Raw genomic sequence first — 21,967 nt, 5'->3', positions numbered from 1 at the left:
AGGTGGCATGGTATCCAGCCGGACAGTGGCAAAGGTGGGAGAGGCGGCAAGCCCGATCGCACCCAGGCCAAGTCCGCCGATAAATCGACGTCTGTTCATTGTCATGCCGTGCAAACCCGCTTTATTGTTTGACAGGCATCTGGGGCTGGTCATGACAAAATTCAAATGGCTGAATCAAAAAATGCATAAAAAAACTTCTTTCGGCGCAGCTTTTTTATCAATCATTTCAATTGCTACTGCGCCGCATGTGCAAGCCGCGGAATGGAACGTCGAACAAGCGCGTCAACTGCGTCAATTATCTGCGTCATCACTGGAAGATGCTTTGCCAGTATTCTCAACGGCGGAATTTGATCGGGCGCTGGCGCAAGGCCCGGGATCGGAACTGGATGCAGCGGCAACCACGCTGGCGCTAAGGCTGGCCCGCGCGCACCTGTTGGGCACGGCCACCGATGCACAGCGCATCGGTTGGAAAATTGCCGATACTGATCGCACCACCGACCTGGCTGGCTGGCTGGAGCGCGCCCGCGCGGGTGACGGGCTCGCCACGTTCTTTGCCGCGCTGCGCCCGGCCCATCCTGATTATGCGGCGCTCCGCGCCGCCTATGCGCGTGAAACGGACCCGGATCGAAAGCTGGCATTGGCCCGCAACATGGAGCGCTGGCGCTGGCTGCCGCGCTCGCTGGGAACGGACTATATCCTGGTCAACACCGCCACGTTCGAGGCGCGCCTGTGGCGCGGCGGCAAACAGACGGGCACGTGGCGGGTGATCGTCGGCAAGACCTCCACCCCCACCCCGGTATTCGCGGCAACCGTGACGGGGGTCAATCTCAACCCGTGGTGGAATATCCCGGCCAGTATCGTGCGGGAAAAACGCGGGCGCTTTCCGGCCAGCCAGGGCTATGTCTATTTGGGCGGTCAATGGCGGCAGAAGCCGGGGCCGAACAACGCGCTGGGGCAGATGAAGCTGGTCATGCCCAATCCCTACCGCGTCTATCTGCACGACACGCCCAGCAAGCAGTTGTTCGAACGCGATGTGCGCGCATTCAGCCACGGCTGCATTCGCACCGGCGATGCCCTGGGCTTTGCCACCACCCTGCTGGAAGGGGTAAAAACCAGGGCGGAAATCGACCGCATCGTGCAGTCGCGCCAATCCGTGGTGATCGACCTGCCCCAGCCGTTGCCGGTTTACATCACCTATTTCACCGCTGCTCCCGGCGCGGACGGCACTGTTACCATCGCACCGGATATCTATCGCCGCGATGCGCGCGTTCCCGCCGCTCCGCCGTCAGGCGAAACTTGCGGAATCTAGGGAGTAAAGCGGACCTCGGCCATCAGGCCTTGCGCCCGGTTGGTGAGGTCCAACCGCAGTCCCAGCGTTGCGGCAAGGTCGCGCGCGATGGCCAGCCCCAGCCCTGAGCCGGGCACGGCGGGATCCAGCCGCACGCCCAGATCGAACACGCGCGCCAGCTCCGGCGCGGGGATACCCGGCCCGTCGTCGCTGATCGTGGCCGTGATCGCGCCATCGGCGGCGCAGGTGAAGGCCAGCACGACCTCCGCGCTGGCCCACTTGCCCGCGTTGTCGAGCAGGATCGAGAGCAGTTCGGCATAGTCCACCGGATCGACCGGCAGTGCCGTCCCGCTGCAACCGCCCACGGCCAGGCGAAAGTGCTTGCCCGGGTGAAGCCGCTCCATTGCCTTGAGGATCGGCAGGGCCACATCGGGCAGGCGCGTGGTCCGGCCCGAGGCAGGCTGTCCGGCGGAAGAACGGGCGCGGGCGAGCTGGTATTCGATCTGCTGCTCCATCGCCCCCGCCTGATCGAGCAGCACTTGCCCCGCCGCCGCGCTGTCGGGGCGCTCGGCCAGCCGCTCCGCTTCGTCCGTGATGATCGCCAGCGGTGTGCGCAGCGAATGCGCCAGGTTGCCCGCCTGGACCCGCGCCCGCGCGATCATATCCGAATTCTGGCGGATATAGGCGTTAAGGTCCGCCGCCAGCGGGGCGATCTCCACCGGATAGCGCCCTTCCAGTTCCACCGCCTCGCCCTGTCGCAGCCGCCCGATGGCGCGCGACAGGCGGTCAAGTGGATGCAGCCCGAACCCGATGATCGCCAGCCCGGTCGCCAGCAACAGCGCCCCCAGCCCCACCAGCCACAGCGTCAGGTCACGGGTAAAGCTGTTCACCAGCCGGTCGAGTTCGCGCTGGTCGGTGGCGATGACGAAATGGATGTCCTCTCCGCGCGGCCCGGTGCGGGTGAAGCCATAAGTGATCGCCGGGCCGGTGGGGCCATTGTCCAGCGTGTGCAGGATTTCCGGCGAGTGGGCGATGTGCTCGTCGAGGCTGCCGCGCGTCATCGAGCCGGACTTGAGCGGCGCGCGGCCATCGGCGGTGACCTGCCAGTAAAAGCCGGACAGCGGCTCTTCATAGCGCGGGTCGGACAGGGGCCGGGTCAGCACGATCCGTCCGTCTGGCGCCAGCGCGGTCAACCGCCCCAGTTCGCGGACGTGAACTTCCAGTTCCTCGTGATAGGATCGCTCCACGTGGGTGCGGAAAATGCCCACGGCGGAAAACCAGATCGCGCCGACACCCAGCACCACCCACAGCGTGATCGCCAGCAGGAACCGCAGCCGCAGGCTGCCCGGCAGGGGCGGACGCATCATCATCGTTCGAACCGGTAACCCATGCCGCGCAAGGTGGTGATCCGCCCGCGCCCAATCTTGCGGCGCAAACGGCCGACCAGCACTTCGACCGTGTTGAGTTCGCGCTCGCGGTCCAGCTCGTATAGGTCGTCCATGATGTCCGCCTGGGAGAGCACCTGCCCCGCGCGGCGCATGAACAGGTGCAGCAGCCGGAATTCCTGGCGGCTGAGCGCCAGTCCCTGCCCGGCCAGTTCCACCGTGCGCGCCAGCGGGTCCAGCCGCAGGTCGCCAGCCGCGATGGCGGGGCTGCGCGAACCGTGCTGGCGGCGAAATTGCGCGTTGAGCCGGGCCAGCAGCTCCTCGAACCGCACCGGCTTGACCACGAAGTCGTCCGCCCCGGCGTTCAGCCCCTCTACCTTGTCCTGCCAGCTGCCCCGCGCGGTCAGGATCACGATGGGGGTTTCCACCCGCACCCCGCGCCAGTGCCGCACCAGGTCCAGCCCGTCGCCATCGGGCAGCCCAAGGTCGAGGATAATGGCACCAAGCTGATCCACATCGGGCCAGTCCTCTGCCACGCTGCGACTGGTCGCCAGTTCGACCGCGAAGTCCGCCGCGCGCAGCCGTTCGCTCAACCGGCGGCCCAGTTCGACATCGTCTTCGACAAGCAGCAGGCGCATCGGGCTTCTCAATCGGGCACGCGGAATGACGCGCCATCGCGCACAAAACTGACAACAAGCTGGCAAACTGACAAGTTATTGTCAGCAAAGTTCGCCATGGGGGCAGCATGACCCAGCGCTCGCTCCTTTCGACCGTCCTGTTCGCCGCGCTCGCGGCGCTGTCCGCCTGTTCCGATTCCGCCGCGCCCGATGCGCAGGCCTCGGCCAGCGCAGATCCGCTCGCCGGGCTGGAAATCAAGGCGGTCAAGGCCGTGGCGGTCAGCAGCATTCCCATTGGCAGCGTGCCAGGCACTGTCACCCTGCCACCCGAAGCGCGCGTGGCGGTCACCGCGCCCTTCCCCGGCGCGGCGGTGCGCGTGTTCGTGATCGAAGGACAGGCCGTGCGACAGGGTGAGGCGCTGGCGCTGGTCCGCGCGGCAGAGCCGGTCCAGATCCGGGGCGAGCTGGTGCGCGCGCAGTCCGAAGTCACGCTTGCCGAGGCCCGCGCCAGCCGCCTGAACCAGCTGGCCAGCGAAGGGATCATTGCCCAGGCCCGCGCGGACGAAGCCCGTGCCGCGCTGGCGCAGGCCCGCGCCAGCCTGGCCGAACAGCGGCGGCTGGTCGCGCTCGGCGGGGTCAGCGCGGATGGCACGATGACCCTGCGCGCGCCCATCACCGGCCGCGTCGCCCACGTAGGCCCCGCCACCGGCGGCCCGGTTGACGGCACCGACGCGCCCTTCGTAATCGAGGCGGAAGGTGCCTATCAGGTGGAACTGCAACTACCCGAACGGCTGGCCCGCGCGGTGCGCCCGGGCATGGGCGTGGAGATCAGCCTGCCCGCCAGCGATGGCGCCAAGGCGCTGCCGGTGGCCGGGCAGATCCTGGCCGTCAGCCCGTCGATCGATCCCGCCACCCGCTCCGTCATGGCCCGCGCCAGCATCGGCGCGGCGCCCGGCATTGTAGCGGGACGCAATGTCAGCGTGACGATCCTGGGTAGCCAGGACAGTGGCGGCGTGGCGGTTCCGGCCGGGGCCGTCATCAAGATCGGCGGGGCAGACCATGTCTTCGTGGCCGAGGGCAAGACCTACAAGCCGCGCAAGGTCACGGTCGCCGCCACGGGCGGCGGGCAGGCCGTGATCGCCAACGGGCTGAAGGCGGGCGAAACGGTCGCAGCCAGCAGCATTGCGGAACTCAAGGCGATGAACGCGGAGTAACCGGCCATGCTGCGCACCCTTGTCGAAAAGGCGCTGTCCCTGCGCCTCGCGGTCCTTGGCATCGCGGTCCTGCTGGCCGGGCTGGGGGCGTGGTCGTTCCTGAAACTGCCGATCGATGCCTTTCCCGACATCAGCACCACACAGGTCAAGATCATCCTGAAGGCTCCGGGCATGACCCCGGAAGAGGTCGAAAGCCGGGTGGTCACCCCCATCGAAATGGAAATGCTGGGCATCCCGGAACAGACCGCGCTGCGCTCGGTCGCCAAGTACGCGATTGCCGACATCACCGTGGTCTTCAAGGACAAGACCGACATCTACTGGGCGCGCCAGCAGGTGGCCGAACGGCTGGGCGCAGCGCTGGGCGATATGCCCGCAACAGTCGAAGGCGGGCTGGCCCCGATTTCCACGCCGCTGTCAGAACTGTTCATGTTCACGCTGGAAGGGCCGCAATCGCTGGCCGAAAAACGCCGCGTGCTGGACTGGACGATCCGCCCCGCTCTGCGCACCGTGCCCGGCGTGGCGGACGTCAATTCGCTGGGTGGCTATGCCGAAACGTTTGAAGTGGCCCCCAGTGCCAGCGCGCTGGCGGCGGCGGGCCTCAGCACGGCCGACCTGATCGCCGCGATCGAAGCGAACAACCACAACGACGGCGCGGGCCGCCTGACCGCTGGCGAGGAAGCGCTGATCGTCCGCTCCACCGGCGCGATCCGAACGCTGGAGGATCTGGCGGCCGTGGTCGTGCGGGCCGATGGCGGCGCGGTGGTGCGGGTCGGCGATGTCGCCACCGTGCGCACCGGAAGCCTGACCCGTTACGGCGCGGTCAGCAAGGACGGCAAGGGCGAGGCGGTGCAAGGGCTGGTCATCGGCCTGCGCGGCGCGGATGCCAGCCAACTGGTCGACGGGGTCAAGCAGCGGCTGGAAGAGATCAAGCCCAGCCTGCCCGCGGGCATGCATGTGGATGTGTTCTATGACCGGTCGGACCTGATCGGGTCCGCCGTTGGCACGGTCGAATCCGCACTGGTCGAAGCGACGATCCTGGTCGTGATCCTGCTGCTGCTGTTCCTGGGCGATCTGCGCGCCTCGGTAATCGTGGCGCTGGCGCTGCCGATGGCGGCGCTGCTGACCTTCATCTTCATGCGCGCCATCGGCCTCACCGCCAACCTGATGAGCCTGGGGGGGCTGGCCATTGCCGTCGGCATTCTGGTCGACGGGGCGGTCGTGGTCGTCGAAAACGTGGTCGAGCGATTGTCCGACAAGAGCCATGCCAGCAGCAGCAAACTGCGCAACGTGTTCCTCGCCTCGGCCGAAGTGGCCAAGCCGGTGGCATCCGGGTTGGCGATCATCGCCATCGTGTTCCTGCCGCTGCTGACGCTGGAGGGGCTGGAAGGCAAGCTGTTCTCCCCCGTGGCGCTGACCATCGTGCTGGCGCTCGCCTCGGCACTGGTGCTGTCGCTGACGCTGGTGCCGGTGCTGGCGTTCTATCTGCTGAAGGTGAAGCAGGGCCATCACGAACCCTGGCTGATGCGCCAGCTGGCCCCGCGCTATGCGGCGCTGCTGGGCGCGGCGTTTAACCGGCAGAAGCGGGTCTTCACGCTGGCGGGCCTCAGCCTTGCTCTGGCTGCGGGGGCCTATGGCATGACCGGCAAGACCTTCCTGCCGGTGATGGATGAAGGCTCAATCATCGTCCAGCTCAGCAAGCTGCCGTCCATTTCGCTCAACCACAGCGTCGAAGGCGACATGAAAGTGCAGCGCGCGATCCTGGCGCAAGTGCCAGAGGTCGAGGCCGTGATCGCCCGCGTCGGATCGGACGAGCTGGGGCTGGACCCGATGAGCCCGAACGAGACGGACAGCTTCCTGAAGCTGAAACCGCGCGAGGAATGGCGGGTTCAGGACAAGCAATGGCTGGTGGATGAATTGCGCAAGGTGATGGAGCAGTTCCCCGGCATCGAACCGACCTTTACCCAACCCATCGAGATGCGCACCGCCGAAATGCTGACCGGCGCGCGCGGGGACCTGGCGATCAAGCTGTTCGGGCCGGACCTGAACGAGCTGGCGCGGCTGTCGGGCGAGATCCAGAAGCGGCTGGAAACCATCGATGGCACCAGCGAGGCGATGACCGTGGCGAACGATCAGGTCGATTACCTGCTGGTCGATATCGATCCGGTCGCCGCCGGCCGCGTGGGCATGCCGGTGGCCGACCTGCAAACCATGATGCGCGCCCAGGTGGAAGGCGTGCGCGCGGGAATCGTCGCGGACGGCGTGCGCCGCGTGCCGATCGTGCTACGCGGCGATGGTGCGCGCGAGTTGAGCGCGCAGGACTTTGCCGATCTGGTCTATCGCGCGCCATCGGGCCAGCTGGTTCGCGCCAGCGACGTGGCCCGCGTGGCGCAAGTCGAAGGACCGGTGAAGCTGGAGCATGAAAACGGTTCGCGCTTTGCCATGGTCCAGGCCTTCGTTTCGGGCCGCGATCTGGTGGGCTATGTCGAGGACGCCAAGGCCGACATCGCCGCCAACGTGAAGCTGCCGCAGGGCTATCGGCTGGAATGGGGCGGGCAGTTCGAGAACCAGCAACGCGCCACCGCGCGGCTGATGGTGGTGCTGCCGATCTCGATCCTGCTGATCTTCGCGATCCTCTATTTCACGCTGGGTTCGGTGCGGGCTTCGGCCCTGATCCTCACCAACATTCCCTTCGCGATGGTCGGGGGGATGATCGCGCTGGCGGTGTCGGGCGAATACCTCTCCGTCCCGGCAGCGGTCGGCTTCATCGCGCTGCTGGGCATCGCGGTGCTCAACGGGCTGGTGATGGTGACCTATTTCCGCCAGCTGCGCGATGGCGGCCTGCCGCTGAGCGAAGCCGTGCGGCGCGGGGCCGAGCGGCGGCTGCGACCGGTGCTGATGACCGCCAGCATCGCCGCCTTCGGCCTGGTCCCGCTGCTGTTCGCGACCGGCCCCGGTTCGGAAATCCAGAAGCCGCTGGCAATCGTCGTGATCGGCGGGCTGGTGTCGGCCACGTTGCTGACGCTGGTGCTGCTGCCGATCCTCTATGAACGGTTCGGGGAAAGCGCGGTTGAGCGCGAGGCGGGGGATGCCCTGCATCCGGTGAAGGACTGATAACCATGCGCGCCCTGATCTTCATCCTGCCATTGCTGGCGCTGGCCGCGCCGCTGTCTGCCGAACCCGGCCTGCCGGATGACGCGGCGATTGGCCGCGCGCTGGACGAACATCCCAGTGTTCAGGCCGCCCGCGCCCGGACCGAGGCCGCCCGCGCCCGCGCGAACGGACTGCGCGCGGGACCGCATGAGTTCACTTTTTCCGGCAGCTACATCCGCCGCTCGGTCGACCGCGAAGGCAAGTTCGACGAATATGACGCGCAAGTCAGCCGCGCGCTGCGCCTGCCCGGCAAGGGGCGGCTGGACCGCGAGATTGGCGCGTTCGGCGTGGAGGCAGCGGAAAATCTGGCCGAGGATGCGCGCCATCAGGCGGCGCTGCTGCTGGCCGGGCACTGGTTCGACTGGCTCTCCGCCTCAGCGCAGGCGCGGGTCGATGCCGCCGCCGTGACCAATTACGCAGCGGCACTCAAGGCGATCAAGCGGCGCCACGAGTTGCGTGACGCGGCCCAACTTGACGTAGACCAGGCCAGCGCCGCGCTGGCGGCGGCGCGGCTGGCGGCGGAACAGTCCGGCGGGATGGCGGCGCTGGCGCGGAGCCGATTGGCGAACCACTTCCCCGCCCTGCCCCTGCCGGTGGAAGCCCCCGATGTGCCGATGCCCGAGATCGCCGAGGCGCGCCTGTCACAGCTGCGCGACCTGGTGATCGCCAACAGCCATGAAATCGCCGCCGCCGAAGCCGAGGCCCGGCGCATGGCCGCCGTGGCCGACCGCACGAGCAAGGACCGGCTGGCCGACCCGTCCGTCGGCCTGCGGGTCTTTTCCGAGCGCGGCGGGGCCGAGCGCGGGGCGGGTGTGGTGTTTTCGGTGCCACTGGGCGGCAGCCACCGCAAGGCACTGGCCCAAGAGGCCGGAGCCAGCGCTTCAGCCGCGCGCGCCGAGGAGCAGCTGGCGCGCTTTGCCGTGCAGGAAACCGCCGATGCCGATGTGACCGAGGCGCGCTATCGCCTGGCCGCATGGCACCGCGCGCGCGAAACGGTGGAGGCGCAGATGGCCGCGCTGGGCAAGCTGCGGCGCGGGCACGAGTTGGGCGAGATCGACCTGGCCGACCTGCTGCTGGGTGAACGCATGGTCCACGATGCCTTCCGCATCGAGGCGTCCGCGCGCACCGAAGCGGTGCGCGCGATCACCAAGCTGCGGATCGACAGCCACGAGCTGTGGCTGGCTGACTAGCTCGTCGGCAGCAGGAACCCGGCGAAGAAGGCGGCCAGCCCCGCGTGGTCGTCCAGCGGCAGGATTTCCGCGACGTACTGGTCCGGGCGTACCACCACGACGCAGCCCGCCGCCCGGTCGATCCCGCGCATGGTGAAGATGTCGTCCCCGCTCTTGAGGTCGGCGCAGAACACCTTTTCATAGTCGCAGAGGCCATAGCGCCCCTTGTGCGGGCGCAGCAGCGACGGCATCGCCGGATAGACCAGATCGCGGAAACCCGGCTGGAACACGGCGCGCACATCAATCACCGCGTCGATGTTTTCGCCGGCGCGGGTGAAGCGGCGCAGCGGGGATGCCTCCGCCGTTTCCAGGAAGTCGCACAGCTGCGCCACCGGCGCGCCGGGCTGGCCGGTATCGCCTGCGCCCGCGAACAGGAACAGCCGCCAGCGCGCGTCGGCGTCAATGACGTGGCCCAGTTGCATCGGCATTGCATCGGCCAGCCGGATCACCGGCGCGGAATGGAGCCGCATGCCGATGGGGAAGCCAGTGGCCAGCGCCTGATGCTGCCCCGCCCCGGTCAGCGCGGAGGCTTCGTAGCAGACGGTCAGCCCGGCGGTGAAATCGCCGTTGGCGATGAATTCACGCTGCACGCGCGGCATTGCGGCGTCGGTATCGTCTTCGGGCCGGTTGCCGACCACGCGCGACCAGCGATGGTCGAAATCGACCAGGCTCTTGGCAGCGGCGCGCCGTTCGGCGGTATAGCTGTGGAGCAGCGCGGGAGCGGCGCGGCCCGTCAGCACTGCGCGCAGCTTCCAGCCGAGGTTGAACGCATCGCCCATCGACACGTTCATCCCCTGCCCGGCCTTGGGGCTGTGGGTGTGGCAGGCATCGCCGGCCAGCATCACCCGCGGCGCGCGGGTTGCGGCCTGATCGGCAGGAACATCGTCGAACCGGTCGGTCAGGCGGTGCCCGATTTCATAGATCGACCACCACACCACTTCCTTCACGTCCAGCGTGTGCGGCGCCAGGATGCGCTTCGCCTTGGCGATGATGTCGTCCACGCCCATTCCGCGATCGGCCACGCGCTCATCCTCGGCCAGCTGGTCCAGCTCGACATAGAGCCGCACCAGATAGCCGCCCTCGCGCGGGAGGACCAGGATTGCGCCCTCGCCCGCCGACTGGATGATCGCCTTCATGCGATAGTCGGGGAAGTCGGTGACCGCCAGAATGTCCATCACGCCCCAGGCCTGATGCGCGGCATCGCCGTGGAGCGCGCCGCCGATGGCCTGCCGCACGCTGGAACGCGCGCCATCGCAGCCCACGACATAGCGCGCGCGGATTGTTTCGCGCTGGCCCTCACGCTCTGGCGAAGTCCGTTCCAGCGTAACCGTGACGGGATAATCGTCCGCTGCCGGATCGACCACGACGTCCACCACCTTCAACCCGTAATCCGGCTCCAGCCGGGTCGGCGAATTCTTCATCACGTCCATGAACAGGTCATGCACGCGGGCCTGGTTGATCAGCACGTGCGGCATTTCGCTCAGCCCGTCGGCCACGTCCTGCACCCGCCCGACGCGGTGGATATGGCCGGGGTTGGCAGGGTCCGGGCTCCAGAAGGTCGTCTCGTTGATCCAGACCGATTCCCGCTTCACCTTGTCGGCAAAGCCGAACGCCTGGAACATTTCCATCGAGCGGACGTTGATCCCGTCAGCCTGGCCCTTTTCCATCGGCGTCAGCTTGGGCTCCACGATCATGGTGCGGATCGACGGTTCGAGCGAGAGCTGCGCGGCAAGGCACAGCCCCGCCGGGCCGCAGCCCGCGATCAGCACGTCGATGGTTTCAGGCAGCGGGCCGCTGCGGTCGCGCAAGTCTGCCGCGGGCGCGTGGACATCGGGATCGCCCGGACGGAACCCATCGAGATGAAACTGCATCGCCACTCTCCCTGCATCTGCGCCCTGGCGCTCTCGCTGAATTGATACGTGCACTTATCAATTTGAGTCAATCGAAAAGATAAGTGAACTTTCTAATTCGCCGAAACTCGGCTACCCCGCAGGGCGGCGCGGGGGCGGTTCCCTGCGCGGCAGGGGATTTCGCGCGATGCAGGCACTGGACATGGCTGGCCACCTGATCCGCCGGCTGCACCAGCATTCGACCCAGGTTTACACCGCCCGCACCCGCGAGGCCGGGTTCGACATAACTTCGGTCCAGTTCGCCGCGCTGGATGCGATCAAGGCCAACCCCGGCATCGACCAGGCCGGAGTGGCAGCGCTGATCGCCTATGACCGCCCGACCATTGGCGAAGTGATCAACCGGCTGGTGTCCAAGGGTCTGGTCGAACGCGCCATCAACGATGCCGACCGCCGCGCCCGCGTGCTGCGCCTGACCCCGCTGGGAGAGGAAACGTTCGCGCGATTGCTGCCGATCGTGCGCGAGGCGCAGAATGCAATCCTGGGCAATCTGGCCCCGGACGAGCGCACCGCCTTCATGGCGCTGGCCCGCTCCGCGATCCCGGCCGAATGAGCGCGCCGCCAACAAATGCCGCCCGCGCCGCGTGTTGCCATTGCCAAGGCATGGCGGCGCGGTAATACCTTGCGGCTCGAGGGAGTTGAGATGGAAGTAGAAACCAAGAAGCGGGAGCGGCAGCGCGGAGAACACCGCACGTCGGCCGCGAACCGGCAGAAGATCCTCGAGGCGACGCTGCAGGTGGCGCAGGAATACGGCTATCAGGGCACGACCATTCCGCGCGTCTCGCTGAAGGCGCAGTTGCCGACCGGCAGCGTCTATTGGCATTTCGAAAGCAAGGACATCCTGTTTGCCTCGCTGATGGACCAGAGCCGCGAATGGCTGGCGGAATTCCATCGCAAGCGCCGCCCGCTGCCGGGGGAAACCACCCGTCAGCACCTGGAGCGGATCTATTGCCGCGCGCCGGAAAACGAGGCGCTGATCACGCAGGACTTCTGGCGGCTGGGCGTGATCCTCAGCGTCGACCAGTCGGTGCGCGAGCAGGTGTCGCGCCAGCGCTTTCTGGACCTGCGGCAGGCGGTGATGGAAGAATACACCTCGTGGTATCGCCAGACCCTGCCGGCCGAGTTGCAGGAGCGCTGCCCCGATCGCGCCTTCCAGCTGGGCAAGTTCACGCTGGTCTGCGCCGACGGCAACCTGATCATGAATGCATCAGGCGATACCCTGCCCGGCTATCTGCGCATGGCGGGCATCAGCCTGATCGCGCTGGCGGAAGCACCACCCGAAGCGTTCTGACGCGCCGTCTATTTCTCGAAAAGGGCGGCGATGCTGCGCGCCGCGTCCTGTAACTCTGGCACATACTTCGTGCAGGCTTCCTCCAGCGGGATCGCGGAAGTCGGGAACGAGGTGCACAGCGCGCCGACCGCCGTGGAAAACACGATGACCGGCACCGCGATCGTGGTGGTCCGTTCCGGTTCGCCGCCAGAGCGCAGGGCATAGCCCTTTTCCGCGGCAATCGCGATCCGGTCGCGCGCGGCGGCAAGCATGTCTTCAAACGTCTGGTCGAACGTCTCGTCGCGCACCTGGTGCGCCTGCAACCGGGCGAGGATCGCTTCACGCTCCTCCGCGCCGCAGTGCGCCAGATAGACACAGCCCGTGGCGGTGGACAGGATCGGCAGGCGCAGGCCGGTCCGCCCGCGGTCGAACACGAACGGGTTATGATGGCGGGTGGTCGCCTGGATCACCATCATGTCTGCTTCGGGCGTGGTGAAAGTATGCGGCCAGCGAATCCGTTTTTGCAGCTGTTGCAGCACCGGCATGGCCTGCTCCGCCATGCGGTGTTCGGGCTTGTATCCCGCGCTCAGCGCCAGAATCTGCGAGGTGAGCCGGACCGAGCTGTGCCCGTCGACCCGTTCCAGATAGCCGAAGCTGCACAGGTTTTCGACAATCCGGTGCACCGCCGGCCGCGAGATGCCCGTGGCCCGGTGCAGGTCCACGACCGTGCAAATGCCCAGCTCGTTGATCGATTCGATGACCGTCAGCAACCGCCCGTCAATTGCCATTTGCCTTCTCCCGCCATGCCCCCGGTGTCAGGTCCCTTTTTTTATGGTGTGCCATGCAGACCCGGGACGCGCATCATACCATCACCCTGGCCATGATGCGCGCCCGTTGTTGAGCTGGCGGGGGTCAGCCGTCCGGATTGTCATCCAGGAAGCGGTGCACCATCGAATTGAACTCCTTGGCATGCTCCAGCTGCAGCCAGTGCCCGCAGCGGTTGACGATCAGCACGCGCGAATCCCGGATCATGCCAGCCAGACGGATGGCGTGAGTGAAGTGGGTCACGCGGTCGTCGCGGCCGTGCATCAGCAGGGTCGGCGCCTTGATGGTCGGGATCATCTCCTGGTTGAGGCGCACCATCGGTCCCTTGCCGTGCCCGCCGATCCAGTTGTCGACGTGGGCGCGCTGCGCCAGCGTGTTGTTCAGGCGTTCCTGGATCAGTTCGTCCGTCACATTGGAGGTGTCGAACGTCATGATGTTGGTCAGCGCGCGGATCGTTTCCAGGCTGGGTTCGAAATAGGCGCGCTCCAGCACCTTGACCCCTTCGGTCAGGCCGGCGGCCTCGAACATGCCCGGCACGCCAGAGGGCGAGCCCATGGTGATGAGGTGCGACACCAGGTCCGGCCGCTCATAGGCCAGGCGGATGACCGAGGCGCCGCCCATCGAATTGCCGACCACCGCAGCGCGGGCGATTCCCAGCGTTTCGAGCAGTTCGGCCAGCGCGCCGGAATTGTCGCGGTTCTCATAGGCGACCGGCTGCGAACGGCCCCAGCCCGGCAGGTCCACCGCGATAACGCGGAAGAATTGCGACAGGTAGGGGATGTTGGGGTTATAGTTGGACCAGCCCGAAGCGCCGGGTCCGCCGCCATGCACTAGCACCAGCGGATGACCCGATCCGCACTCATTGTAATGGATGTCCCAGTTCTTGGTGCGAACCTGCTTGCTGGTGCTTTCGAAGGTCGGATCGACCATGATATCCCTCTCCCTTACCCATGTCCGAAAAACGGACGCGTTGCTGTTTTTTCGTTCGGATTGCCGGTCTGCGCTGGCCAGAGGCCCGAAACGCGGGTCCAAAAAACCCAGACGCAAGGTGACAATCACCCCCGAACGTGTAATGACGATAGCAGGTTCCAGAATGATGGTTCAACAAAAATGCGATACCAGGGACCGGGGTGAAGACGGGCCGGGATCGGCAATGGGAGAGGGAACACAGCAATGACGCAACCGGCAGATCTGCCGCAAGCAGCGGTCATGCGCCGCCGCGCCATGTGGTCGAGCTATCTGGGCTCGGCAGTCGAATACTATGACTTCCTGCTGTATGGCATCGCCGCCACGCTGGTGTTCCCGAAAGTCTTTTTCGCGCTCGATCCCAAGGTCGCCACGCTGGCCTCGTTCGCCACGCTGGCGGTGGGTTATGTCGCACGGCCGCTGGGGGCGGTGTTCTTCGGCCACTATGGCGACCGGATCGGGCGCAAGAAGATGCTGATGATCACGCTCTACCTGATGGGCGTGTCCAGCTTTCTGATGGGGCTGCTGCCGTCCTACGAGATGATCGGGATTGCCGCCCCGCTGGCGCTGATCGCGCTGCGGCTGGTGCAGGGCTTTGCCGTGGGCGGCGAATGGGCCGGGGCCACGCTGCTGTCGATGGAGCACGCAGGCAAGAAATCGCGCGGGTTCGCGGCTTCGATCGTGGGATCGGGTGCGCCATCGGGCGCGGTCATGGCCACGCTGGCGCTGATGCCGTTCGCGGCGATGGCGCAGGACCAGTTCCTGACCTGGGGCTGGCGCATTCCCTTCCTGCTGAGCGCGGTGCTGGTGGTGCTGGCCGCGTGGCTGCGCAGTTCGGTGGAAGAAACGCCGGACTTCCTGGCGATGCAGGAAGCGCGCAAGCAGCAGGCCCAGCAGAAGCAGGAAATCCCCCTGCTGGTCGTGCTGCGCCGCTATCCGGGGCCGCTGCTGAACGGCGTGCTGGGCAGCCTGGCCTGTCTTGCGATGACCACCTTGACCGCCACGTTCATGGTCAACTACGCGATCAACGTGGGCGGCCATGCGCAATCGACCGCGCTGGGGCTGCTGACCGTCGTCAACGTGATCCACATCTTCGCGATCCCGGCTTTCGCGATCCTGTCTGACCGGATCGGGCGCAAGCCGGTGATGCTGGCGGGCGCGGTGACCGGGATGGTGCTGATCTTCCCGATCTTCCACCTGCTGACGATGGGCAGTGCCTGGGCGCTGCTGCTGGGGCTGGCGCTGGCCAACCCGGTGATCCACGCGATGATGGGCGGCCCGCTGAGCGCGTGGCTGGGCGAAAAGTTCGCCGCCGACATCCGCTACAGCGGCATGGCGGTGACGTTCCAGGTCGGCTCCACGATCAGCGCCGGGTTCGCCCCGCTGGTCGCCACCTGGCTGCTGATGCGCGGCAGCGGGACCGATCCGACCAATGTCGGCGTGTTCTTCATCGCGCTGTGCGTGATCTCGATCCTGGCGATCCTTCTCGCGCCGGAGAGCTTCCGCAAGACGCTCGCCGTGACCACCACCCAGACGGACGGCGAACGGCCCGCCGCCTGAGCGGCGGGCTTGTCCAAACTACGGACGCCCGGTCCGCGCCTGTTTCGCGCGGCCGGGGGATTGAACAAACAGCATACGGCACAACCCGGCACGACGTGATTCGTGCGGGATACTTTTCGAGGGGCGGGAATGGACAGGCTGGCAGACAAGGTCGCGATCGTATTTGGCGCGGGGCCGAACATCGGCGGGACCATTGCCCACTTCCTGGCGCGCGAGGGAGCCAGCGTGGTGGTGTCGGACATCAGCCTGGCCGCCGCACAGGAAACGGTGGACTTCATCCGCGCCAAGGGCTTCACCGCCCACCCGGTGCAGGGCAACGCCACGGTCGAGGATGACGTGCGCCGGATCGTGGCTGAAACGGTCGCGACCTATGGCCGGGTCGACATCGCGGTGAACATGGCGGGCCGCGTCCACTGGTCGCACCTGCTCGACATGGACATGGACGACTGGAACGAATCCGTCCTCAGCTTCCCGACCGCCGGCCTCCTCACCACCCGCTATACCGCGCAGGCGATGATCGATGCCGGGCATGGCGGTTCGATCATTCACCTGCTGTCCACCGCCGCCCATTTCGGCGAGGCGGACGGCACTGCCTATACCTCGTCCAAGGCCGCGCTGCTCAGCTTCGCGCGTTCGGCGGCGATGGACCTGGCGCAGTACGGCATCCGCGTGAACACGGTCACTCCGTGCGCGATGGAGCACCAGCTGTGGACGCTGATGCGCGACGAAGTGCTGGACCCGAACTGGCAGAAACCCACGCGCGGCGGGTTCTATTCGCGCGACGATTACCTGAAGATGCTGCCGCTGCAGCGCTTTCCGCGCGCGTCGGACCTGGCCTGGGCAACGGTGTTCCTCGCCTCTGACGAGGCGCAGATCATCACCGGGATCGACATCCCCGTCGATGCCGGGCTGCGGCACAAGTACCCGACGTGGACCCCCGGTGACCACACCGGCGTCAACATCCGCGACTTCGCGGCCAAGACCTACATCACCCGCTTTGGCGAACCGGTTGAAAAGCTGGTTCCAGAGCAGCACCCCGATCCGATCAGTCAGGAGAAATGACGATGAGCGATGCACCCACTCCGCTGCCGATGAAAGAACGCCTGCGCCAGCTGCACCTGACCGGCGCGGATACCAGCATGGGCAAGCTGCTGCGCAAGTTCTGGCAGCCGGTCGCGATCGCCGAGGCGCTGGTCGCGGGCAAGGCCAAGACGATCAAGGTCATGGGCGAAACCCTGACGCTCTATCGCGGGGAAAGCGGCAAGACGTTCCTGGTCGGCGGCTATTGCCCGCACCGGCTAACGCTGCTGGCCAATGGCTGGGTCGATGGTGACGAGATCCGCTGCATCTACCACGGCTGGCAGTTCAACGGCAGCGGCCAGTGCACCCACCGCCCGGCCGAACCGGACACCAAGCAGCCGCCGATCCGCGTGGTCAGCTATCCCACCCACGAATACGCCGGGCTGATCTTTGCCTACATGGGCGAAGGCGAGGCGCCGGAATTCTCGCTGCCGCGCAAGTCGGTGTTCGAACGCCCCGGCGCGCTGCAGTTCGCCCGGCTTGAAACCTGGCCGTGCAACTGGCTGCAACAGGTCGAAAACTCGATGGACGCGGTCCACGTCAGCTTCGTGCACCATTGGGGCACGGTCGGCTCGTTCGGCAAGGTCGTGGCCAACACCATTCCGGAACTGTCGTACGAGGAAACCGACGCCGGCATCCGCCAGACCGCCGTGCGTTCTGCCGGGTCGACCCGCGTGTCGGACTGGACCTTCCCCAACAACAACCACGTATCGCACCCGACGCTGGAGCCGGACGATCCGTGGGTGGACGTGGGCGTCTGGATGACCCCGGTGGACGATGAGAACACCATGCGGTTCCTGATCTATTCGATCCCGTCGACCGATCCCGCCACCGACGCCCGCATCCGCGAGTATTTCGAGAAGTATTCGGAATACAACCCGGCCGACCACCACGACGAGCTGTTCTTCGAGAACAAGATGCCGGACGACAAGCTGGTCCAGCTGACCTCCGCGCAGGACTATGTCGCCGCTGTCGGACAGGGCACCATCGTTGACCGGTCGCAGGAAAAGCTGGGCCGGTCGGACATGGGCATCGTCACCCTGCGCCGGATCTACTGGCGCGAGATGGAAGCGATCGAGCAGGGCCAGCCGGGCAAGCAGTGGCAGCGCCTGTCGCACGATGCCCACATGCCCAAGCAGGTCAACGAAGCCGTTTCCTGACCCGCCATCTGACCGCGCCGGCCCCGCCGCCTGGAGAAGCCTGAAGCCATGTACGAAACCATGCCCGACCATAACCTGCCGGAAGAGCTGATCCAGTTCCGCGACAGCATCCGCCGCTTCGTGGACCGGGAGCTGCGCCCGCTGGAAAAGCACGTGACGATCGAGGGCAAGCTGCCCAAGGACGTCGAGGACGCGGTGGCGGCCAAGGCCAAGGCCGCCGGTTTCTGGCTGATGGAAGTACCGGCAGAGCTGGGCGGCGCAGAGCTCGGCCTGCTGCCGCTGGCGATCTTCTGGGAAGAAATCGCCCGCACCACGGCGGTTTCGGCGCGCGACCACGGGATTTTCGGCCCCACGGTCGGCCCGATCCTGCTGGGCCTGCAGGGCGAAATGCGCGAACGCTATCTGATGCCGGTCCTGCGCGGTGAACTGAAGGCCTGCTTCGCCCAGACCGAACCCGATGCCGGTTCAGACCCGGCCTCGATGCGCACCCGCGCGGTCCGGACGGACAAGGGCTGGAAGATCAACGGGACCAAGCGTTACATCACCAAGGCCGCGACCGCTGACTTCGCGCAGGTCATGGCCGTGACCGACCCCGAAAAGGGCGCGCGCGGCGGCATCTCGTGCTTCATCGTCGAAATGAACACCCCCGGTGTGAAAATCGGCCCGGCCGAAATGACCATGATGGGCGACACGCCGTACGAGATCATTCTCGAAGACGCCGAAATCCCGGCCGAGAACCTGATCGGCGAGGAAGGCAAGGGCTTTGCCCTGGCGCAAAAATTCCTCAACCACGGCCGCATCCGCCACGGCGCGCATTCGTGCGGGGCAATGGCGCGTTGCCTGGAAATGACCGCCGCCTATGTGAAGCAGCGCAAGACCTTTGGCGCGCTGCTGTCTGATCGCCAGGGCGTGCAGTGGATGGTGGCCGATGGCTACATGCGGCTCCATGCCACGCGCCTGATGGTGCACGATGCCGCAGCCAAGCTCGACCTCGGCATGGATGCCCGCGTCGAGACCTTCATGGCAAAGGTCACGGGCGTCGAAAACGGCTTCAAGGTGATCGACGATTGCCTGCAGCTGCACGGCGGCATGGGCCTTACCCGCGAAACCCCGCTGGAACGCTACTGGCGCGACCTGCGCAGCTTCCGCATCACCGAAGGCCCGACCGAAGTGCTGAAGACCACGATGGCGCGCTCGATCCTCAAGAACGCGGGTCTCTGATGCAGGACGTGCTGTCCGCCCTGCTGGTCGTCGAACTCGGCACCATGGTCACCGCGCCGCTGGCGGGCATGATGCTGTCCGACATGGGCGCGCGGGTGATCAAGGTGGAACTGCCCGAAACCGGCGACCCGTTCCGCGCACATGGCGGGGGGCGCTACAGCCCGCCGTTCGTGGCCTACAACCGCGGCAAGGAAAGCGTGCAGCTGGACCTGCGCTCGCCCGAAGGTCTGGCGAACCTCAGGCGCCTGCTGGAACGCGCCGACGTGGTGCTGGAAAACTTCCGCCCCGGCGTGATGGAGAAGATGGGGCTGGATAATGCGGCCCTCGGCGCACTCAACCCGCGCCTGATCCGCGCATCAATCACCGGGTTCGGAACGGACGGCCCCTACAAGGACCGCCCGGCCTATGACAGCGTGCCGCTGGCGCTGTCGGGCCTGTCGTCGCTGCTGCTCGACCCGGAAGACCCGCGCATGTCCGGCCCGACCATCGCCGACAACATCACCGGCATGTACGCCGCACAGGGCATTCTCGGCGCACTGCTGCGCCGCACCGCCACGGGCCAGGGCGGCCATGTGGAGGTCAACATGCTCGAAGCGGCAATCTCGTTCATGCCCGATGCCTTTGCCCAATACAGCCGCGCGGGGATCGTTTCCGGCCCGGAAACGCGGGTGCGGATTTCGCAGGCCTATACTTTGCGCGCGGCGGACGGCCTGCTGGTGACAGTCCACTTCTCATCCGTGCAGAAGTTCTGGGAAGGCCTGCTGAAAGCAATCGAACGGCCCGATCTGGCCGCCGATGAACGCTTTGCCACCCCGGCGGCGCGGACGAAGCATTACCCTGAGCTGCGCGAGATCCTGCTGGACGTGTTCGCCGCCCGCCCCCGCGCGGAGTGGGTGCAGCGCCTTGCCGCCGAAGGCGTCCCCGGCGCGCCGGTCAACCGCGTGGACGAAGTGGCGGACGATCCGCAGGTTCGCCACCTTGGCACCTTCGCCCGCACGGTCCACCCCGAGATGGGCGAAGTGATCGGCATCAAGAGCCCGATCCGCCTCGACGGCGCGCGGCGCGACGATCCGCCCCCGCCCCCGGTGCTCAACGCCAACGCAGACGCGATCGCGGCGGAGTTCGGCTTCACCGCCTGATCGCAAGGGACGAAAGAAAGGGGCCACCCGCCAGATCGGCAGGTGGCCCCTGTTCTTTTCCGGACTGATCCCGGATCTCAGATCGTAAACTGCTCGAACGTCGCGGGGTGGAACAGGTCTTCCGGCGTCACCAGCCGCGAGGACAGGCCCTGACGGTGATGCTGGGCGAAGAAATCCTCCAGCACGTGGCGGTTCTTTTCGATGCCGTAGGTCCAGAAATCCTCGCCCATCAGCGCCATGTCGGCATGCAGGCGCTCATCCACGAACGGCATCGTGATCTTGCACGCCGACGTTTCGCGCAAGTGCTCCAGACACTGGTCCTTGGCCTCGGTAAACGCCTTCAGCACCGCGCCGGGCAGCCACGGGTGCGCATCGGCGATGCTGCGGCGCACGCCGACGATGTGCATAATCGGGAAGATCTGGCGGCGCTTGTAATAGGACATCGCCTCGACCATCGGGTCGTCGAACAGCCAGCCGATATTGGGCGTGCCAGCGGGCAGGTCCGGTGCGCGCGGGGCGATGTAGCCGTCGATCTCGCCCTCGGCCAGCAGCTGCGAAATCGTCTTGCCGGCGGGCGCGTCGATCAGGCGGATGCCCTCCGGCAGGTCCAGCTTGATCTTTTCCGGCCGGTCCGCATCGGAAATGCCGCCGCGCACCCAGGTGATGTCTTCCGGCGCGACGCCGTAATCCTGTTCCAGGAACGCGCGGATCCAGACCATCGCGGTCAGCTGGTATTCGGGCAAGCCAACCTTCTTGCCCTTCAGGTCTTCGGGCCGCTTGATCCGGTCCTTGCGGACATAGAACGCCGAATGGCGGAACATCCGCGACAGGAACGCGGGCACGCCGACATAGGGCAGCGTGCCGTTGGCCGCCTTCACGGTGGAGGACGACAGCGAGAGCTCGCAAATGTCAAACTCGGCCTGCCGGAACGCGCGGAAGAAGATTTCCTCTGGCGAGAGGCGCATGAACACCGGATCGACCCCGTCGATCTGCACGTCCCCATCGAACAGCGGACGGCAGCGGTCGTAATTGCCGACCGCGACGGACAGTTGCAGCTTGCTCACTTCAGGACCCTCTTGTCGGCATAGGCGGGATGGATGGCGACGGTCATGTCGGCAATGCCGGTGATCCCGCAGGCGATGGTGTCGCCGGGCACAACCGGACCAACACCTTCGCAGGTGCCGGTCATGATGATATCGCCCGGATGAAGCGTGTAGAAGCGCGAGGCGTAGGCGATCTGCTCGGCAATCGACATGATCATCCGCCCGGTGTTGGACGCCTGCCGCGCCTCGCCGTTGACATTGAGAAAGAAATCGAGCGCCTGCGGATCGGCCACTTCGTCCGCCGTGACCAGCCAGGGACCCAGCACGGCGTAGCTGTCACCCGACTTGCGCAGGCTGCGGTCTTCCGGCCCGCGCACCACCATGTCGAGCGCGATGGCATAGCCCGCGATCACCGACAGCGCCTCGTCCACGCCGATGTTGCTGGCGGTGCGGCCGATGACCACGCCCAGTTCCATCTCGTGATCGTTGCGGCGATCCGGGAAGCGCAGGGTGATCCCCTCGCCCGGCCCGACCAGCGCGCTGACCGCTTTCAGGAAGAAGCCCTGCTGTTCGATGCTGCCCCTGAACCGGTCGGAAAAGGTCGCCACATCGGATTCCGCCTCGACCACGTGCTCGTGATAGTTGACCGGCACGCCGATGATCTTGGACGGGTGCTGCACGGGGGAGAGGAACCGTGCCTCGGCCACCGGCTTCGCTGCCGAACCCGGAAGGGCGGCGGTGATCGCTGGCTTCAACGCATCGAGGTGGCGGATCAGCAGGTCGCCGGGGCTTGCCAGCCAGGGCTTGTCCCCCTGCGGCAGCACGGCCAGAGCCGCGCTGACATCGTGGACCATGCCGTCCTGCACCAGGCCCAGCTTGCCGTCGTCGTAAATCGCAATTCTCATGGTCAGTG

At 66.4% G+C, this 21,967-nt stretch carries 18 protein-coding genes; 11 read left to right on the top strand and 7 right to left on the bottom strand.

Annotated elements, in window-relative coordinates:
• Window positions 1-7: 7 nt before the first annotated feature.
• On the top strand, window positions 8-1,309 hold the full coding sequence (locus tag IE113_RS02235) for a L,D-transpeptidase family protein (RefSeq protein ID WP_229822085.1): 1,302 nt from the start codon (window positions 8-10) through the stop codon (window positions 1,307-1,309).
• On the opposite strand, the gene IE113_RS02230 is transcribed toward IE113_RS02235, so the two are convergent.
• Window positions 1,306-2,652 carry a sensor histidine kinase gene (locus IE113_RS02230; RefSeq protein ID WP_189538764.1) on the bottom strand — a complete coding sequence of 449 codons (1,347 nt, stop codon included), beginning with the start codon at window positions 2,650-2,652 and terminating at the stop codon, window positions 1,306-1,308. The two genes, IE113_RS02235 and IE113_RS02230, sit on opposite strands and share 4 nt — an antisense overlap.
• A gap of 2 nt (window positions 2,653-2,654) precedes the next feature.
• Complete coding sequence (locus IE113_RS02225; RefSeq protein WP_189538763.1) at window positions 2,655-3,311, bottom strand: response regulator; 657 nt, start codon at window positions 3,309-3,311, stop codon at window positions 2,655-2,657.
• Window positions 3,312-3,418: 107 nt separating this feature from the next.
• Between IE113_RS02225 and IE113_RS02220 the strand changes: the two genes are divergently transcribed.
• From IE113_RS02220 to IE113_RS02210, 3 genes are read left to right on the top strand one after another with little or no spacing between them, the layout of a single operon-like run.
• Window positions 3,419-4,504, top strand: coding sequence for an efflux RND transporter periplasmic adaptor subunit (locus tag IE113_RS02220; protein ID WP_189538762.1), 1,086 nt, complete (start codon window positions 3,419-3,421; stop codon window positions 4,502-4,504).
• Between the two features lie 6 nt (window positions 4,505-4,510).
• A complete protein-coding gene (locus IE113_RS02215) occupies window positions 4,511-7,615 on the top strand; it encodes an efflux RND transporter permease subunit (protein WP_189538761.1) in 3,105 nt (1,034 codons plus the stop codon).
• Between the two features lie 5 nt (window positions 7,616-7,620).
• Complete coding sequence (locus tag IE113_RS02210) at window positions 7,621-8,844, top strand: TolC family protein (protein ID WP_189538760.1); 1,224 nt, start codon at window positions 7,621-7,623, stop codon at window positions 8,842-8,844.
• On the opposite strand, the gene IE113_RS02205 is transcribed toward IE113_RS02210, so the two are convergent.
• Window positions 8,841-10,754, bottom strand: coding sequence for an FAD-binding monooxygenase (locus tag IE113_RS02205; protein WP_189538759.1), 1,914 nt, complete (start codon window positions 10,752-10,754; stop codon window positions 8,841-8,843). The two genes, IE113_RS02210 and IE113_RS02205, sit on opposite strands and share 4 nt — an antisense overlap.
• Window positions 10,755-10,920: 166 nt before the next feature.
• On the opposite strand from IE113_RS02205, the gene IE113_RS02200 reads away from it, so the two are divergent.
• Window positions 10,921-11,343 (top strand): MarR family winged helix-turn-helix transcriptional regulator, encoded by a 423-nt coding sequence (locus IE113_RS02200; protein ID WP_189538758.1) that lies wholly within the window; start codon window positions 10,921-10,923, stop codon window positions 11,341-11,343.
• A 90-nt stretch (window positions 11,344-11,433) separates the two neighbouring features.
• On the top strand, window positions 11,434-12,081 hold the full coding sequence (locus IE113_RS02195) for a TetR/AcrR family transcriptional regulator (RefSeq protein ID WP_189538757.1): 648 nt from the start codon (window positions 11,434-11,436) through the stop codon (window positions 12,079-12,081).
• Window positions 12,082-12,089: 8 nt separating this feature from the next.
• Here IE113_RS02195 and IE113_RS02190 read toward each other — a convergent pair whose 3' ends face one another.
• Window positions 12,090-12,848, bottom strand: coding sequence for an IclR family transcriptional regulator domain-containing protein (locus IE113_RS02190; protein WP_189538756.1), 759 nt, complete (start codon window positions 12,846-12,848; stop codon window positions 12,090-12,092).
• Window positions 12,849-12,972: 124 nt separating this feature from the next.
• Window positions 12,973-13,815, bottom strand: coding sequence for an alpha/beta fold hydrolase (locus IE113_RS02185; RefSeq protein WP_189538755.1), 843 nt, complete (start codon window positions 13,813-13,815; stop codon window positions 12,973-12,975).
• A gap of 243 nt (window positions 13,816-14,058) precedes the next feature.
• Between IE113_RS02185 and IE113_RS02180 the strand changes: the two genes are divergently transcribed.
• The 5 genes from IE113_RS02180 (at window position 14,059) to IE113_RS02160 (ending at window position 20,011) form a co-directional block, all read left to right on the top strand.
• Window positions 14,059-15,411 carry an MFS transporter gene (locus IE113_RS02180; RefSeq protein ID WP_189538754.1) on the top strand — a complete coding sequence of 451 codons (1,353 nt, stop codon included), beginning with the start codon at window positions 14,059-14,061 and terminating at the stop codon, window positions 15,409-15,411.
• Between the two features lie 129 nt (window positions 15,412-15,540).
• Window positions 15,541-16,473: an SDR family NAD(P)-dependent oxidoreductase gene (locus IE113_RS02175; protein WP_189538753.1), complete on the top strand. Its 933-nt coding sequence runs from the start codon at window positions 15,541-15,543 to the stop codon at window positions 16,471-16,473.
• 2 nt (window positions 16,474-16,475) lie between these two features.
• Window positions 16,476-17,651 (top strand): Rieske 2Fe-2S domain-containing protein, encoded by a 1,176-nt coding sequence (locus IE113_RS02170; RefSeq protein WP_229822083.1) that lies wholly within the window; start codon window positions 16,476-16,478, stop codon window positions 17,649-17,651.
• Between the two features lie 48 nt (window positions 17,652-17,699).
• Window positions 17,700-18,872, top strand: a complete 1,173-nt coding sequence (locus tag IE113_RS02165) for an acyl-CoA dehydrogenase family protein (RefSeq protein ID WP_189538752.1) — start codon at window positions 17,700-17,702, stop codon at window positions 18,870-18,872.
• A complete protein-coding gene (locus IE113_RS02160; RefSeq protein ID WP_189538751.1) occupies window positions 18,872-20,011 on the top strand; it encodes a CaiB/BaiF CoA transferase family protein in 1,140 nt (379 codons plus the stop codon). The genes IE113_RS02165 and IE113_RS02160 overlap by 1 nt, the downstream gene beginning before the upstream one ends.
• A gap of 77 nt (window positions 20,012-20,088) precedes the next feature.
• Here the strand turns inward: IE113_RS02160 and IE113_RS02155 are convergent, their stop codons facing one another.
• On the bottom strand, window positions 20,089-21,075 hold the full coding sequence (locus IE113_RS02155) for an ABC transporter substrate-binding protein (protein WP_189538750.1): 987 nt from the start codon (window positions 21,073-21,075) through the stop codon (window positions 20,089-20,091).
• Window positions 21,072-21,959, bottom strand: coding sequence for a fumarylacetoacetate hydrolase family protein (locus tag IE113_RS02150; RefSeq protein WP_189538749.1), 888 nt, complete (start codon window positions 21,957-21,959; stop codon window positions 21,072-21,074). Before IE113_RS02150 ends, IE113_RS02155 begins: the two co-directional genes overlap by 4 nt.
• Window positions 21,960-21,967 lie beyond the last annotated feature (8 nt).

The organism is Novosphingobium arvoryzae, from assembly GCF_014652615.1.
Classification (GTDB): domain Bacteria; phylum Pseudomonadota; class Alphaproteobacteria; order Sphingomonadales; family Sphingomonadaceae; genus Novosphingobium; species Novosphingobium arvoryzae.
The sequence above is the reverse complement of the archived record's forward strand: the minus strand, read 5'-3'. Positions and strand labels throughout refer to the sequence as shown.